At 43.2% G+C, this 15,181-nt stretch carries 12 protein-coding genes; 5 read left to right on the top strand and 7 right to left on the bottom strand.

The window, feature by feature from the left end; translation table 11 throughout:
- Nucleotides 1-194: 194 nt before the first annotated feature.
- The 5 genes from CDG62_RS03670 to msuE all read right to left on the bottom strand — a co-directional run bounded on the left by CDG62_RS03670 (nt 195) and on the right by msuE (nt 4,099).
- Complete coding sequence (locus CDG62_RS03670; RefSeq protein ID WP_087526702.1) at nt 195-809, bottom strand: riboflavin synthase subunit alpha; 615 nt, start codon at nt 807-809, stop codon at nt 195-197.
- Nucleotides 810-868: 59 nt separating this feature from the next.
- Nucleotides 869-1,702 (bottom strand): SDR family NAD(P)-dependent oxidoreductase, encoded by an 834-nt coding sequence (locus CDG62_RS03675; RefSeq protein ID WP_087526703.1) that lies wholly within the window; start codon nt 1,700-1,702, stop codon nt 869-871.
- Nucleotides 1,699-2,109 (bottom strand): DoxX-like family protein, encoded by a 411-nt coding sequence (locus CDG62_RS03680; RefSeq protein WP_087526704.1) that lies wholly within the window; start codon nt 2,107-2,109, stop codon nt 1,699-1,701. The genes CDG62_RS03675 and CDG62_RS03680 overlap by 4 nt, the downstream gene beginning before the upstream one ends.
- 127 nt (nt 2,110-2,236) lie before the next feature.
- Nucleotides 2,237-3,343 (bottom strand): dimethylsulfone monooxygenase SfnG, encoded by a 1,107-nt coding sequence (sfnG, locus tag CDG62_RS03685; protein ID WP_087526705.1) that lies wholly within the window; start codon nt 3,341-3,343, stop codon nt 2,237-2,239.
- A gap of 27 nt (nt 3,344-3,370) precedes the next feature.
- Nucleotides 3,371-4,099 carry an FMN reductase gene (gene msuE, locus CDG62_RS03690; protein ID WP_087526706.1) on the bottom strand — a complete coding sequence of 243 codons (729 nt, stop codon included), beginning with the start codon at nt 4,097-4,099 and terminating at the stop codon, nt 3,371-3,373.
- A gap of 377 nt (nt 4,100-4,476) precedes the next feature.
- Here msuE and CDG62_RS03695 point away from each other — a divergent pair, with 377 nt between their 5' ends.
- The gene (locus tag CDG62_RS03695; protein WP_004691689.1) at nt 4,477-5,127 is read left to right on the top strand and encodes a response regulator; all 651 of its coding nucleotides are present in this window, start codon (nt 4,477-4,479) and stop codon (nt 5,125-5,127) included.
- Nucleotides 5,128-5,185: 58 nt separating this feature from the next.
- Here the strand turns inward: CDG62_RS03695 and CDG62_RS03700 are convergent, their stop codons facing one another.
- On the bottom strand, nt 5,186-5,953 hold the full coding sequence (locus tag CDG62_RS03700) for a hypothetical protein (RefSeq protein WP_087526707.1): 768 nt from the start codon (nt 5,951-5,953) through the stop codon (nt 5,186-5,188).
- 403 nt (nt 5,954-6,356) lie between these two features.
- The gene (locus CDG62_RS03705; RefSeq protein WP_087526735.1) at nt 6,357-9,854 is read right to left on the bottom strand and encodes a PAS domain-containing hybrid sensor histidine kinase/response regulator; all 3,498 of its coding nucleotides are present in this window, start codon (nt 9,852-9,854) and stop codon (nt 6,357-6,359) included.
- 186 nt (nt 9,855-10,040) lie between these two features.
- On the opposite strand from CDG62_RS03705, the gene CDG62_RS03710 reads away from it, so the two are divergent.
- The 4 genes from CDG62_RS03710 (at nt 10,041) to CDG62_RS03725 (ending at nt 15,139) form a co-directional block, all read left to right on the top strand.
- Complete coding sequence (locus tag CDG62_RS03710) at nt 10,041-10,373, top strand: DUF485 domain-containing protein (protein ID WP_058870483.1); 333 nt, start codon at nt 10,041-10,043, stop codon at nt 10,371-10,373.
- Nucleotides 10,373-12,088: a cation acetate symporter gene (locus tag CDG62_RS03715; protein WP_087526708.1), complete on the top strand. Its 1,716-nt coding sequence runs from the start codon at nt 10,373-10,375 to the stop codon at nt 12,086-12,088. The genes CDG62_RS03710 and CDG62_RS03715 overlap by 1 nt, the downstream gene beginning before the upstream one ends.
- A 236-nt stretch (nt 12,089-12,324) precedes the next feature.
- Nucleotides 12,325-13,014 (top strand): ion channel, encoded by a 690-nt coding sequence (locus CDG62_RS03720; RefSeq protein WP_087526736.1) that lies wholly within the window; start codon nt 12,325-12,327, stop codon nt 13,012-13,014.
- Between the two features lie 157 nt (nt 13,015-13,171).
- On the top strand, nt 13,172-15,139 hold the full coding sequence (locus CDG62_RS03725; RefSeq protein ID WP_087526709.1) for a BCCT family transporter: 1,968 nt from the start codon (nt 13,172-13,174) through the stop codon (nt 15,137-15,139).
- Nucleotides 15,140-15,181 lie beyond the last annotated feature (42 nt).

Consider the following 15,181-nt stretch of genomic DNA (forward strand, 5'->3'; position numbering starts at 1 on the left):
TTTAGGCCTTAGAAACTTACACTGAGGAGAATTAAAAGGGCTCGTGCATCGGCAAGTCGAGTGACGATAATATTTAATAAATATTTATATATTATTGATAAATATAACTTTAATTAAGATTATTTTTTTGAAGTATGCAAAAACGCCTGAGTCAGGCGCTTGTATTCAGCCATAATTTCAAAAATAAATACAGCTTAACGCTGATGGATATTCTCTAAAGTATCGACCATCGTCCGTGTCATTTGATCAATTTCATAATTGACCGCATCCCCCACTTTTACCGATGCCCACGTGGTTAAACGTAAGGTTTCAGGAATCAAATCAACTGAAATTTCATGGCTGTTACGATCAACACGGTTGACGGTAAGGCTACAACCATTCAGACCAATAAAACCTTTTAAGAAAAAGTATTTGATATTGCCTTCTGGAATATGGAGATCCACATGCAAGGTCTCGCCATGACGGCTCAGCTGCTTTACCGCAGCCGTTCCTTCGATATGTCCATACAAGTTGTGTCCTCCATTTTCCATTCCGACTTTGGCTGAACGTTCGATATTGACCTCATCTCCTGCCTGTAAAGTCCCTAAAGTGGTCAGACGTTGAGTCAAATCCGAGACATCAAAATGGACTTGATTGGCGGTAAGATCAATATGCGTCGCGGTTAAGCAGGTGCCGTTAATGGCTACACTTGCACCGATGAAGACATCGTGAAAAAAGTTGTGGGTATTTGAAACCACTAGGGTGCTAAAGCCATCACCTTGACGGACATCTAAAATTTTTTCTAAGCCTTGTACGATACCTGTGTACATCAGAAGTCTTCCTAATTCGAGGGATGTTTAATGTAAATGATCTACAACTTGATGTGGCATTATTTTGAGTTGAGATGTGCTAAAGCTGTATCTTTGATTGGATTTCGACGCCAATAATAGGGTCGTAAGAATCGGAGCAACAGACGTAATGGCGTCATCCATACGATGCGACTATGGCGACGCTTATTCTCTAAAATCCGTTGGGCCAAATAGCGACAGACCACTTCAGGCGGATCAATAATAAAAAAGAATAGCCGTTTCATTTTGTTCCAATGCTGCACATTGCCATTTTGCCAAGAGGATATCAGTAGATCAGTTGCCACCATTCCGGGACTGAGCGTACCGACTTGAATATTGGTCTGTTTAGTTTCTTTAAACAGAGCTTGACTAAAGTACCCTACGGCACGTTTAGTGGTGGCATAGGCAGTCATACCCGCACTCCACTCGCCGCGAGTACCCCAACCTTCCATATTGAAAATTTGACCATAGCCTTGTGCCAGCATGCCGTTTAAGGCCACTTGTGAGCCGAACATACTGCCTAAAATATTGGTTTGAACCACCGTCTGTATGTCTGCTGCTGCGAGATCTTTAAAGTCCAGAGTCGCTGTACAACTGCCTGCATTATTAATCCAAATCTGAACAGCGCCAAATTGTTGAATGGCTTCATCCCAAAGCGTTTGTACTTCATGGATCTGCGTGACATCACACGTGACGGCATGAATCTGCGCAGTGGGAAAGCGATATCGCAACTGTTGCAGGGCACTGTGCAAATCTGTGCTATTTCGACCAGATATTACCACGGCTTGTTGTTGTTCTAAGAAGGCTTGAACTAAACCCAAGCCGATACCTTTAGAACTGCCTGTAATGACGATGCAACCTGATTTTGAAGTCATATTGAACCTTTATTTTGTGTACTAAAGCAAGCCGTTTCCTGATTGCGAAGCATACAATAACAAATGGATAGACTGATCATGGCAAGGTTCATGACAACAGGATTAAAAGCACGAACAAGACTGTCTGGGATCAGAAAAGTGACCAATGCGAAGAGAAATACTAAGCTGAAGATACTGAGGTAATGCAGATATTTACTGGAGCTAAACAGAAGCAATAAAGCAAAAACACACTCAAGCATACCTGAGAGCTGACCTGCCAGTTGGGCCTGTGCGTAGGAAAACCCAAAAGTTTGCCAAATGGCAATTTCATCGGGATTCATAAAGAGAATTTTAGGGACTAAACCCTGATAGCCCCATAAAAAGGCCAAAGAGAGATTGATGAATTTCAAGAGTGGGTTGTTGTTCATATCAAGGGGTTATTTTTTACTTTGTGCGGATTATACACCAATAAAAAAACCCTCAAGCCGAGCCTTGAGGGAAGAATAGAGTCACCTATCATTATTATTTTTTAGTTCGTGTCTGCTGCTTACCGAGCTAAGCAGATTGGGCAGTCTCAACGGATTGCTGTTGAGCTTCCAACTCACGAACCAATGGCAACACTTTGGCACCGAAGTATTCAACCTCTTCGATAAAATGTAAAAAACCTGAAAGGATTAAATCTACACCGACGGCTTTTAATTCCACAATACGTTCCGCAATTTGGCGTGGTGTACCAATCAAATTGGTTTTAAAGCCATCATTGTATTGAACTAAATCTTCAAAGGTCGATTTGGCCCAGTTGCCTTCACCTTCAAGTGTTGCTGCACCCGCTTCACGGGTGGCATCGCCAAAGGCATGAACCGCTTGAATATTCGCTTTATCAATAATTTCTTGCAGAACACTTTTCGCTTCTTCCTCGGTATCTCGGGCAATGATAAAAGCATTCACCCCAATTTTGACCTGATGGCCATTCTGTTGGGCTTTTGCACGAATATCATCAATCTGCTTTTTAAGCTCATCCGGGCTATTGCCATTGGTGAAATACCAGTCTGAAACCCGCGATGCCATATCCCGTGCAGCACGAGAACTGCCGCCTTGGAAAATTTCAATGTGTGGCTTCTGCACGGGTTTGGGTGATAAGGTGTAGTCTTTGAACTGGTAGTATTTTCCATTGAAACTATAGTTGTCTTGGGTCCAAACACCTTTTAATGCACGAATAAATTCTTCCGAGCGGGCATAGCGTTGGTCATGTTCAGGCCATGCTTCACCAATGGCATCAAATTCGCCGCGGAACCAACCACTGACCACATTAATCGCAATACGTCCTTGAGTTAAATGGTCGATGGTTGCAAGCTGTTTTGCGGCAAGCACGGGTTTCCACGGGCCAGGTAAAATAGCGGCAATGACTTTGAGTTTGCTGGTTTTGGCTAAGATACCGTGACTAAAGCTGACTGACTCATGTTGGTTTTCTGCATTATAACCTGCCGTAAAACGAATTTGCGTTAGAGCATAGTCAAAGCCATTTTTTTCCGCAGCCTGCGCTAAACGGACGTTATAGTCATAACTCCAATCTGTGCGCTGCTCAATATTACTTACCACTAAGCCACCGCTGACATTGGGAACCCAATAAGCAAACGTAATATTTTTATTCTGTTGTGACATGTGAAAACCCTCTCCATGCTTTTTGCGTCAAGCGACCTGTGATTTGGCTTTTTTCTGATGCAAACGAGACTCGGCTGCATCTAAATTTGGGACCGCAGCTGAAGGCAGTACATCGTCTTGTTCGATTTGTGTGTTGATGCCCAAGTTCTGATTGGCAAGTTGGGTTTTTTCTTTCACCACTTCTGCACGCTGACCTTTGGCAGGTGCCCATTCTAGGATGGGTAAAGCACGAGCTACCGCAAGAGTAATGCGATCTCGTAATAATTCACTGTGGATGGTATACGCTGGGGTAAAGTCTTTGTCTGTGGCATAGACGCCAATGGGTAAAGTTTGCGCTTGGAAGAAACTGAAGAGTGGGCGAAGTTGGTGTTCCAGTACCAGTGCATGGCGTTCACTGCCACCTGAGGCTGCAAGCAGTACTGGTACATCGACCAGCGCCGTTTGCTCAACAAAGTCGAAAAAGTGCTTGAATAAACCAGTAAATGAGGCACGGTAAACTGGCGTTCCAACAATCAACGCATCGGCAGCTTCAACCGCAGCTAAGTCATCTTGCACACGTTGTGGCAGTTGGTTGCGATAGATCGCACCACCGAGTAGATGTCCAATTTCGCTGAATTTAATAAAATGTACATTGATTGGGGTTGCTTCCCCCAGTTCATTCAATATTTCTTGTACTAGCGCCTCAGTTTTAGACGGGGTATTTAAACCGCCTGACACAGCGACAATATTGAGCGGTTTTTGCAGTAAAGTAGACATAAGGACAGCCCTAAAATGTTGTATCTCGGAATGGACTTATTTATCTAATATCTACATTTGGTCTGTAAAATAAAGAAATAGCGTTAAGTTATCTGATTTTAAGATATATTTGTTGAACTTGAAAAAGGCTGTCTAAATTTATACTAAATTATTGTATTTTAATTATATATTTAAAAGACATAACCTTTTCCGATGTGCTGATAAATTTTATATCAAAATGTGATTAGTTATTTATATTTCAAGATCGACTTGGAATTGAGGCTATTTTCCTGCTGAAAGCGTGATAAAGTGAAAAAAAGTTAGACTTTGCATATCCTTATCGGCACTTGTATGGTTAGAATAGCTAAGACTAGTGCACTCGAAATCTCTCGTTGCTTATGAATATATTAATCGTTGATGACCATCCGCTGTTTCGCCATGCGTTAATCCAAGCTGTTCGTTATAGCTTACCGCAAGCTCAAATTCATGAAACAGCCGCAGTAAACGAGTTTTATGAACGCCTTGAAAAAGGTCCTGAACCTGATTTGGTGCTATTGGACTTAAACTTACCAGGTGCTTCGGGTTTTTCTGCATTGGTACACGTTCGTGCCCAGTATCCATCTTTACCGATTATTGTCGTTTCAGCACATGAAGAGACGTCGATCATTCAGCGTTCAATTGCGCATGGTGCAATGGGCTATATTCCAAAGTCGGCACATCCAAGTCATATTGGCGAAGCAATTCGTGAAGTCTTAGATGGTGAAATTTGGTTGCCACCAAATTTACCTGCCAACATGAACTTTGACCCACGTGCCGCCGATGAAACTGCACTGGCTGAGCGGATTCAATCCTTAACGCCGCAACAGTTCCGTGTATTGATGATGGTAGCAGAAGGTTTGCTGAACAAGCAGATTGCATATGAACTTGATGTTTCAGAAGCAACAATTAAAGCACACGTGACCGCGATTTTCCGTAAGCTCGGGGTGCAAAACCGAACTCAAGCGGTACTCGCGATCAATGCTTTAAATATTGAAGAAAAACGCATGTAACCAGATCTATTGAATAAAAAAAGCGCTGAATGGTCAGCGCTTTTTTTCGGTCTTAAGTTTAAGCCAAGCAGTTTTGTTTACTCGTGACATCGGTACAAAATAAAGGATTTAAAGCACATTGCAGATCATCAATTTGCTCTTCAGAGACATAGCCCAATTGTTTCAAATAAGCGGCAACGCGGTCATCACGTAGACTTAAAAAGGCCGCATCATATACCCCAAGATCGACAAATAAAGCTGCCGTTTCCAAGCTATTGAAACGGTCTAAATAGATTTCGTTATCGTACATGAGGAAAATATGATCTTGTGCCCCTTGGGCATCAATACTTAAACGATCCGCCAAGATTTGTGGTGGTGTTTTAATAAAGAGCAGATCCGACAGTTGGTCAAACTGGGTGGTGTCGAGTTGATCCTGATCGGTTTTGACTTTACCGAGCCATGCTTTAAACACCAAAACTGCACCGCCGCGAAGGAGCATGCTCCAAATTTGATGGCGTACATCTTCACTCAGTCCGCTAGCTTCGGTTTCCAATGCCAGCAAGAACGGGTGTTCTTGTTGCTGAAGTTTTTCAAAAAGCCCTAAACCTTGTGGTTGGTAGGCAGCTGGTCGAAACACATCAAAGTCGAGTTGTTCAAATACTTGTAATGCAAGGGGAATGGCGGTGTGATACAGCGTATCTAGGGCTTGAACATGTGTCTCGCTGAGTTTACTTTGTTTAAAGAGTTGAGCCCAGTCGATACTGGGTAAAAAGGCATTGGCACTATACTGACGCAAAAATTGTTGTGACTGATCTGAGCCATGTGGCATTGCTTTAGAAATGTTCATCGTAAAACTCCAATATGAGATATGGATGATCAGTTTCTTGATCTGAAGACACACATTAAGGCAAAACTGATCTTTTCTTAGTCCTAGTTATCTGCCAATCCCCTATGGAGATGAATACGACTAAAGTCGTAGTTTGTATTTTCATGTGCATTTAGTTTATATAAAACAAATGTTTGAAAAATTGTAACCAAGTATACAAGTGTTCACTAATGTAAGTGGTGTATTTTGCCATAGCAAAAATAGATGTGTAATTTTTAGCCAAGATTGTTAGGCTTTAACGCGCTGTAAATGAGCACTTTGGTCGAAACCCTTAAAACTTTAGTCAGTTTGCCGTATATACAGAGCCTAAAAAAGACAAAACCCAAGTCAGGTGGCTTGGGTTTTGTGAGCGAATGTAGTGAATTTATTCAGGATTTGAAATTTTTAAACCCGATAACCATGCACGTAAAGAAGCGGGTTTTAATGGTTTTTTCAAAAGCACGATATTCATATCTTTGACCCGTTGTGGCAGTTCAGGATCTGAGTCTGCGGTAATCAAAGCGACAGGTACATTTTCTTGGCGATTGGCCAAAATAAAGTCCAAACCAATTTTGTCATGATTTAAGTGTTGATCGACCAACCAGACCTGAATGTTTTCTTGTTGAATCATCTCAAAAGCCTGTTCAGGTTCAGTTGCCTTAAACACTTGATAGCCCCATTTTGTCAGTAAAGTCGACATCCCTTCTAAAATGGTTTCGTCATTGTCTAAGCACAAAATCTTATAGGCTTTGGTTTTGAGTGGAACCGCTTGTACAGGCGCTGCTACGACTTTTGGTGGGTCTATAATCGGGACTTCAATCATAAAGCATGAACCTTTCCCATACTCTGAATAGACATGTACTGGGTAGTCGAGCAGGCTGGTCATCCGTTGTACGATGGCCAAACCCAAGCCAAGCCCTTGCTCACCCCACGGTGAGGTATGGCCACAGCGCTCAAACTCTTGGAATAGTTTAATCCGTTGTTCTTCTGCAATCCCAGGTCCAGTATCCCATACGCCAATTCGAATATGGCGTGGTTTGTCCGTGGAGCGAAGTACACCCACCACCACTTTGCCTTTGGCGGTATAGCGTAGGGCATTACTCACAAAGTTTTGAATGATACGGCGAATCCATTGTGGGTCAGTATCAATCCAGAACTGAGCATCATGTACGCTAAAACGAATACCACGCTGTGCAGCAATGGATTTAAACTGCAATTCAAGGTCGCTGAGTAAATCATGCAGTGGATAAGCCTGACGGTTGGGTTGAATGGTGCCACCTTCAAGACGGGCAATATCCAGTAGGGCAGATAACATACTTTCAGCACCGTGTAAGGCACGATCAAGCTGTTGTAGCGTTTTACGGTCTTCTTCATTTTGTACACTTTGTTCTAAAGCGGTACTGAACAGACGCGCGGCATGCATTGGTTGCAATAAGTCATGACTGGCCGCGGCAATAAAGCGGCTTTTCGACATATTGGCTTTGTCGGCTTGTTCACGCGCCAGTTGTTGTTCTGTCAATGCATCTGCCAACTGTTGAGTTCGGTCTTGGACACGTGCCTCTAGCATGGCTTCATTTTCACGGAAAGCGGTAATGTCAGCAAAGGTGGTGACGAATCCACCACCTTCAATTGGGTTACCGCGCATCTGAATCACACGACCATCTTTACGAATCCGTTCAAACTCGTGCGCGCTACCGACTTGCATCCAGTGCATCCGTTTCCGTACATGTTCTTCGACCGAACCTGGGCCACACTCGCCACGCTCTGCGTTATACCGAATCAAATCGGAAATTGGACAACCGACATAGACAATGTCTTTTGGATAATCAAACAGTTTTAAATATTGGTTATTCCATGCCACCAAACACATATTTTCATCGACCACACTCACCCCTTGGGTCATGTGGTCAATCATGGTCATGATCAGGTTTTGATTAAACCGTTGCCACTGTGAGGCTTGGTCTAAAATGTTTGCTACTTGCCCCAAAGCGAGGCCATTGTTGACCATTGCTGTGGTGAGCAGGGTACGTGCCGACGCAGCACCAATAGTGCCTGCCAAATATTGTTCGGTAAAACGCCACCACATGCCGTTGGCATTGCTGTTTTCATTCAGCACTACATTGTTCTGTGCACAGAACTGTTGGAAAGCGCGCATAGTTGCGCCATCCCCTGTAATCCGTTTGGCTAAGGTGATTAAATCACCGACTTTTAAGCGTGCAACATCATGATGAATGTAGTTGATATCTGTAGAGGTGCTCTGCGTTGGTAGTGGTTTGGTTTCATAATAAAAAAAGCTTTCTGCTTGAATTTGTTCGGCCACACTGGGGCGGAAAATTCGAGAAATCCAAATGTATAAAATAATATTTAGTCCGAGTGCCCATACTACCCCATGAGTGAGTGCGGCAAAGGATTCAAAACCGAGCAGGGCTTCAGGACGTAACCAGTTGATGCCCATGGGCCCGACATTAAGAAAACTTTCGGTAAAGTGTGAATATTCAGCAGGTAAACTACGCAGTACAGTCGGTAACAACAGGGTATAGGCCCACATACCAAATCCGGCCAATAAACCAGCATAGACACCTTGTTTACTGCCGCCACGCCAGTACAAACCACCTATGAGGGCAGGCGAGAACTGGGCTACCGCACTAAAGGCCAACAAGCCAAAGACTGAAAGTTGGTCAATGTCATTAAAGAAATGGAAGAACAAAAAGCCCAATAACATGACGGCTAAAATACAGACCCGACGGGTAAATTTAAGCACCAAAGGTAAGCGTTTATCGTGGCGGGACAGTAAATTGGTACGCCATAATGCAGGCATGATCAAGTCATTACTGAGCATGATTGATAGGGCCACTGAAGACACCAACAGCATACCAGTAGAGGCTGAAAAGCCGCCTAAAAAGGCTAATAAGGTTAGCCAGTCTTGGCCATAACTTAGGGGTAAAGACAAAACAGCTACATCGGGGATCGCTAAGTAACCTGGCGTTGCGTGCAGTGCCCAACTGGCAATCGGAATAATGGCAATGATGGTCAAAACCAAATAGACTGCGAACCAGCGCCGTGCCCCACGAATATGTTTTTCATCACGCAATTCGACCACAGCGACGTGGAACTGACGCGGTAAGCAAATGATCGCTAGTCCAGCCAACAAGGTTTGAATCCAAAATGTATCGGGCACACCAATCAGTTGTACTTGATGGAAAGTTTCTGCGACATCCTTAGAGATTTGATGAATGTTTTCAGGTGCAGCAAACACGAAAAAGAGCGCGACACACAGCAAAGCAAACAGTTTAACAAAAGACTCGAAGGCTACCGCCAACATCAGACCACCATGTTGTTCGGTATTGGCAATCTGCCTTGTCCCAAAAATCATGGCTAAAATCGCCAAAATACCAGTGAGGAATAGCACACCGTTAGTAGTTGAGGCGATGCTGCCTGCTGTTGGTTCTAAAATTACCGCGGCACTGAGGGCAATGGCCCGCAGCTGAAGGGCAAGGTAAGGAATAATGGCAATGACGGCGAGGATAGTCACCATTGAGGCTAGAGGCCCACTTTTGCCATAGCGTGCAGCGACAAAATCGGCAATTGATGAAATGGCATGGTGCTGACGGACGCGGCCTAAACGACGCCAAATATCATAGCCCAGTGCGACGAAGAGTAGTGGGCCAAGGTAGATCGGTAGAAAGATAATGCCTTCACGAACTGCTGCACCTGTGGCGCCATAAAAGGTCCATGATGAACAGTAGACCCCTAAAGTTAAACTAAACAATAGCATGCGCCCACGCGTGCTCAGGCGGCTGGCGTGTTTCTCACCAAAAAACGCGCAGATAAAGAGTAAGACGATATAGAGGGCCAATACCCCGATAATGAGCCAGCTGTTCATTTTACCTAAAGTTTTTCCTTCCTCTCGGCCATCATAGCGCATCTCGGATAGTGGCTGCTGAGCTTGTTTAAAATTTACAGACCAAAGTCTAAATTACAACCAATACAGAAGCTTGCTACTTTAGCAAATGTAATAATTCGAATTAAAAAATTGTATCTACGGTTGGATACAGACAGGAGTATGGTTATGGATGAGAGACAAGTAGAACAGATTCTACAAAATCCCAAATTCAAGGAAATGGTTAGTCGTAAAAGTAAACTGAGCTGGACACTGACAACCATTATGTTGGTTGTATACGTTGGTTTCATGTTGTTGGTCGGCTACAACAAAGAATTTTTAATGACTTCAGTTAGTGGTGGCGTGACCACAATTGGCATGCCATTGGGTCTAAGCATTATTGTATTGTCTTTCCTTTTATGTGGTGTGTATTCGTATATTTCGAATAACAAACTCGACGCATTAAATGAAGAAGCAATGCGTGAAGTCGAAGCCATTGCGCAAGAGAAAGGACAGCACTAATGAAATGGAATTCATTGAAAGCGCTTGCAGTCGCTGCTACAGCACTGTTGGCTTCAAGCCTCGCACTTGCAGGCCCAGATTTGGGTGAGGCTCAACAACAAGCGACAAACTGGCATGCCATTATCATGTTCGGTATTTTTGTCGGATTTACTTTGCTCATCACCAAATGGGCAGCAAAACAAACCACCAACACTTCTGACTTTTATACAGCGGGTGGCGGCATCTCAGGTTTCCAAAATGGTTTAGCGATTGCGGGTGACTATATGTCCGCAGCGTCATTCTTGGGTATTTCCGCAATGGTTTTCAGTTCTGGCTTCGACGGCTTACTGTATTCATTGGGTTTCATGGTCGGTTGGCCAATCGTATTGTTCTTGGTGGCTGAACGCCTACGTAACTTAGGTAAGTTCAACTTATCTGACGTAGTGTCATTCCGTTTAGCGGAAAAACCAGTACGTACGCTTGCAGCAGTAAGTTCATTGGTTGTTGTTGCATTCTATCTGATCGCTCAGATGGTGGGTGCAGGTCAGTTGATCAAACTGTTATTTGGTTTGAACTACAATATTGCTGTCGTGATTGTTGGCCTTCTGATGATGGCTTACGTAATCTTCGGTGGTATGTTGGCAACGACTTGGGTACAGATTATTAAAGCTGTGATGCTTTTGTCTGGCGCGACATTCATGGCTTTCATGGTCATGAAAGGCGTAGGCTTCAGCTTCTCTGAAATGTTCACACAGTCAATTCAAGTTTTCTCTAAAGTACATGACATTTCTTTAGCAGAAGCGGGCAATATCATGGGCCCTGGTAAACTTGCAGCGAACCCAATTGATGCCATTTCTTTAGGTCTTGCATTGATGTTCGGTACTGCGGGTCTTCCACACATCTTGATGCGTTTCTTTACAGTAAAAGATGCTAAAGAAGCACGTAAATCAGTGGTTGTAGCAACAGGTTTCATTGGTTACTTCTATCTTTTAACCTTCATCATTGGTTTCGGTGCGATCCTTTATGTATCGAATAACCCTCAGTTCCTTGATGTTGCGAAAATGGCAGTAACTGGCAAGCTTGAGCTTGTAGGTGGTAACAACATGGCTGCGGTGCACTTGTCTGACGCTCTTGGCGGTGACTTGTTCATGGGCTTCATTTCAGCGGTAGCATTCGCAACAATTCTTGCCGTAGTAGCTGGTTTGACATTGTCTGGTGCTTCAGCAATTTCACATGACTTGTATGCAAACGTATTCAAGAAAGGTCAAACAACCCCTGAATCTGAACTTCGTATGTCTAAAATCGCGACTTTAGGTCTTGCTATTTTTGCGATGATTTTAGGAATTCTGTTCGAGAAGCAAAACGTTGCCTTCATGGTGGGTCTAGCATTCTCTGTAGCAGCATGTGCAAACTTCCCAGTACTTGTACTTTCAATGTTCTGGAAAGGTTTAACTACACGTGGTGCGGTGATTGGTGGCGTGGTTGGTCTAACGACTGCTGTGGTACTCATTGTACTATCTAAAGCAGTTTGGGTAGATACGTTCGCAATCTCTGAAACTCCAGTGAACCCATTCAATGGTCCAGCAATCTTTGCTATGCCATTGGCATTCTTCTGCTGCTGGTTGTTCTCTGTGACTGATAACTCAGCACGTGCACAAGCAGAACGTAAAGCATTTGATGCGCAGTATGTACGCTCACAAACAGGTATTGGTATCTCAGGTGCTTCAGATCACTAATCTGAACCTGAACTAAAAAAGCCCCATTCATTGGGGCTTTTTTTATGGTGTTAAATATCCTAATGGTGTTGGTTTTGAATGCTGAAAGGCCTAGTGACATTTAGTACTTAAGTTGTTGGGCAAAATGAATCGGCTGACACGAATAAAAAGCATCGGTTTCAGTGACCATTCATGCTAAGTTAAAACAGCGAGAACAAGAACCAATCAAACTTGGCTTTAAAAACAACAGGCTGCATATGCAAGTATTTGTCGAATTTTGGAAAGGCTTCCGTCTACTGCCTTCAGCATGGTTACTGCTGTTGCAATTTATTATGCTGGTTTTGGCGCTTTTGAGCGGCCATAGCCTGTCCTTACGTGTATTGGTTTGGGGCCTAGGTGTTTTGGTCTTGTTACTCATTGCCAAGGTCATTCGTCAAACCCCCGTGTTCACCATTCTTGGGTTGAGTTTTGTCGGTGGCGCATTGTTCTTTTCCTTACTGATTTTGCTGGGTGCGCGAAATCCGATACTTTTGGTGATTAGTCATGCCTTTGAGGCGATGGCCTATTTTATTGCGGCTTATGGTTTGCTGCGTTATATGTTTGCAGACCGTTATTTGACCAAAGATGAGCTATTTGCTGCAGGGGCAGTGTTTACCCTTATTGCATGGGGGTTTGCCTTTTTATATAGCATTTGCCAGATTCTAGAACCCAATAGCTTTTTAAATCCCAATGTAGCAGGTGCACAGTCATGGCTCGATTTATTATTTTTAAGCTTTAGTCTACAGTCAGCGACAGGGTTGTCCGATCTAATGCCATTAACACCACTGACTCGTATGATCGCAATGTTACAGATGTTTTGTGGGGTGATGTATTTGGCTTTAGTCGTTTCACGCTTGATTGCCTTGCAGTATATTCAGCATCGGCCCAATGATCATAAAGAAAATTAAACTGTTACAGGATTCGCACTGCCTTATTTTTCAACATAAATTATGATGAAACAGAATTGTTAAATTTTAAGCTATTCATTCTTCACTCTTTATTAGATTCGTCTAATTAACCATTTTGGTTATATCTTTGTACTAAAAATAATTTTCTGGGGGAATTATGCCTTCCATAAAGCCATCGCTGTTTGCAAACATCAAACGGAATGTATTTCTCAGCACTGTCGTGATTCTGGTGCTTTTTCTGGCCTTGATTCTTTTTGACCCAAGTGGTTTTGAGGCTTTAACCAAACATTTAAATCAATGGATTATTGATTCATTTAGCTGGTTTTATGTTTTATCTGTCGCATTATTTCTCATAGTGCTGATCTTTATTGCGCTCTCCGATATGGGGAAAATAAAACTCGGTCCTGATCATAGTCTGCCGGAATATAGCAGTGGTTCTTGGTTCGCCATGCTGTTTACCGCAGGGATGGGGATTGGTCTGATGTTCTTCGGTGTTGCTGAACCCGTGATGCACTATGTCAACCCGCCCACGGGCGATGGGCAAACTGTAGATGCCGCACAACAGGCAATGCGCATCACCTTTTTCCACTGGGGATTACATGCATGGGCCATTTATGCGCTTGTGGGCTTGTCACTGGCCTATTTCTCTTTCAGACATAATTTGCCTTTAAAAGTTCGCTCTGCTTTATATCCTTTGGTGGGCAAAAAAATCTATGGTGCAACGGGAGATGCAGTCGATACCTTTGCAACTTTAGGCACTATTTTCGGGGTTGCGACCACACTTGGTTTTGGGGTAACTCAGATTAATTCGGGACTGAATTATTTATTTGGTATCCAGCAAAGTATTGGTATTCAGGTCGGGCTGATTATCTTTGTCACTTTTTTAGCTTCGCTGTCGGTCGGTTTTGGTTTGGATAAAGGCATTAAACGGTTATCTGAATTGAACTTGGTGCTGGCACTGGTTTTACTATTATTTGTGTTTTTTGCCAGTTCTTCCATTTATATATTACAAACTAGTATTCAAAATGCAGGGCAATATGTATCTAATCTTTTCACGATGACCTTCAACTTATATGCCTATCAACCCAATGGTTGGATTGGTGGTTGGACCATTATGTATTGGGCTTGGTGGATTTCGTGGTCGCCTTTTGTTGGAATGTTTATTGCCCGAGTGTCTAAAGGTCGAACCATTCGCGAGTTCATTGTCGGGGTGTTGTTCATTCCAACAGGTTTTACCCTGATTTGGATGGGCTTCATGGGGAATGCAGCGCTGTTCAGTATTATTCAAGATGGACACACTTCTTTAATCTCAGCGGTACAACAAGATTCATCCGTCGCACTGTTTGAATTTTTGACCCATTTACCTTTTGCACAAATATCGAGCCTGATTGCGACCGTTCTGGTGGTGCTATTCTTTGTGACTTCAGCCGACTCAGGCTCATTGGTCATTGATTACTTAACCGCAGAAACAGAAAACTCACCTTTATGGCAACGGTTGTTTTGGACTATTCTGATTGCGTTACTGTCGATTATCTTACTGATGGCAGGCGGACTTTCGGCCTTACAATCGGCCACAATTATGAGTGCCTTACCCTTTACTTTGATTATGCTGTTGGTCTGCTGGGGTTTACTGAAAGCACTGCGTTTGGATGTTACCAAAATGCGTGCACTACAAGATGCACGAATAACGCCACGTGCAATTCAGAATCCACGCAGTTGGCAACAACGTCTAGGTCTGATTATGCATTATCCGCATACTCAGCTTGAGGTGGAGCAGTTTATTGAACAGCGGGTGCAAGCTGCTTTTTCGGCGGTACAAAAGGAATTTCAGCGCCGTCAGCTTGACGTGACCATTCAACCAATTGAGCATGGTTTGCAGTTACGTGTGGATCATCATAATGAAATTAACTTCATCTATCAGGTGGTTGCCCGTGAAACCCAGCCACCCAGTTTTATGGCAGATAGACTCGAAGAACAGCAGTTTTATCAAGCTGAAGTTTTCTTAAGAGAAGGTGGACAGAACTATGATGTGATGGATTGGACTTTAGATGATCTATTGCAAGATATTATTGACCAGTACGAACGTCATTTACATTTCTTAAATTTAGTCAGAGCTACAAACTAAAAAAAGGACGCTTTAAGCGTCCTTTTTTTGTATTCAGATTCT

Source organism: Acinetobacter sp. WCHA55, assembly GCF_002165305.2.
GTDB lineage: Bacteria > Pseudomonadota > Gammaproteobacteria > Pseudomonadales > Moraxellaceae > Acinetobacter.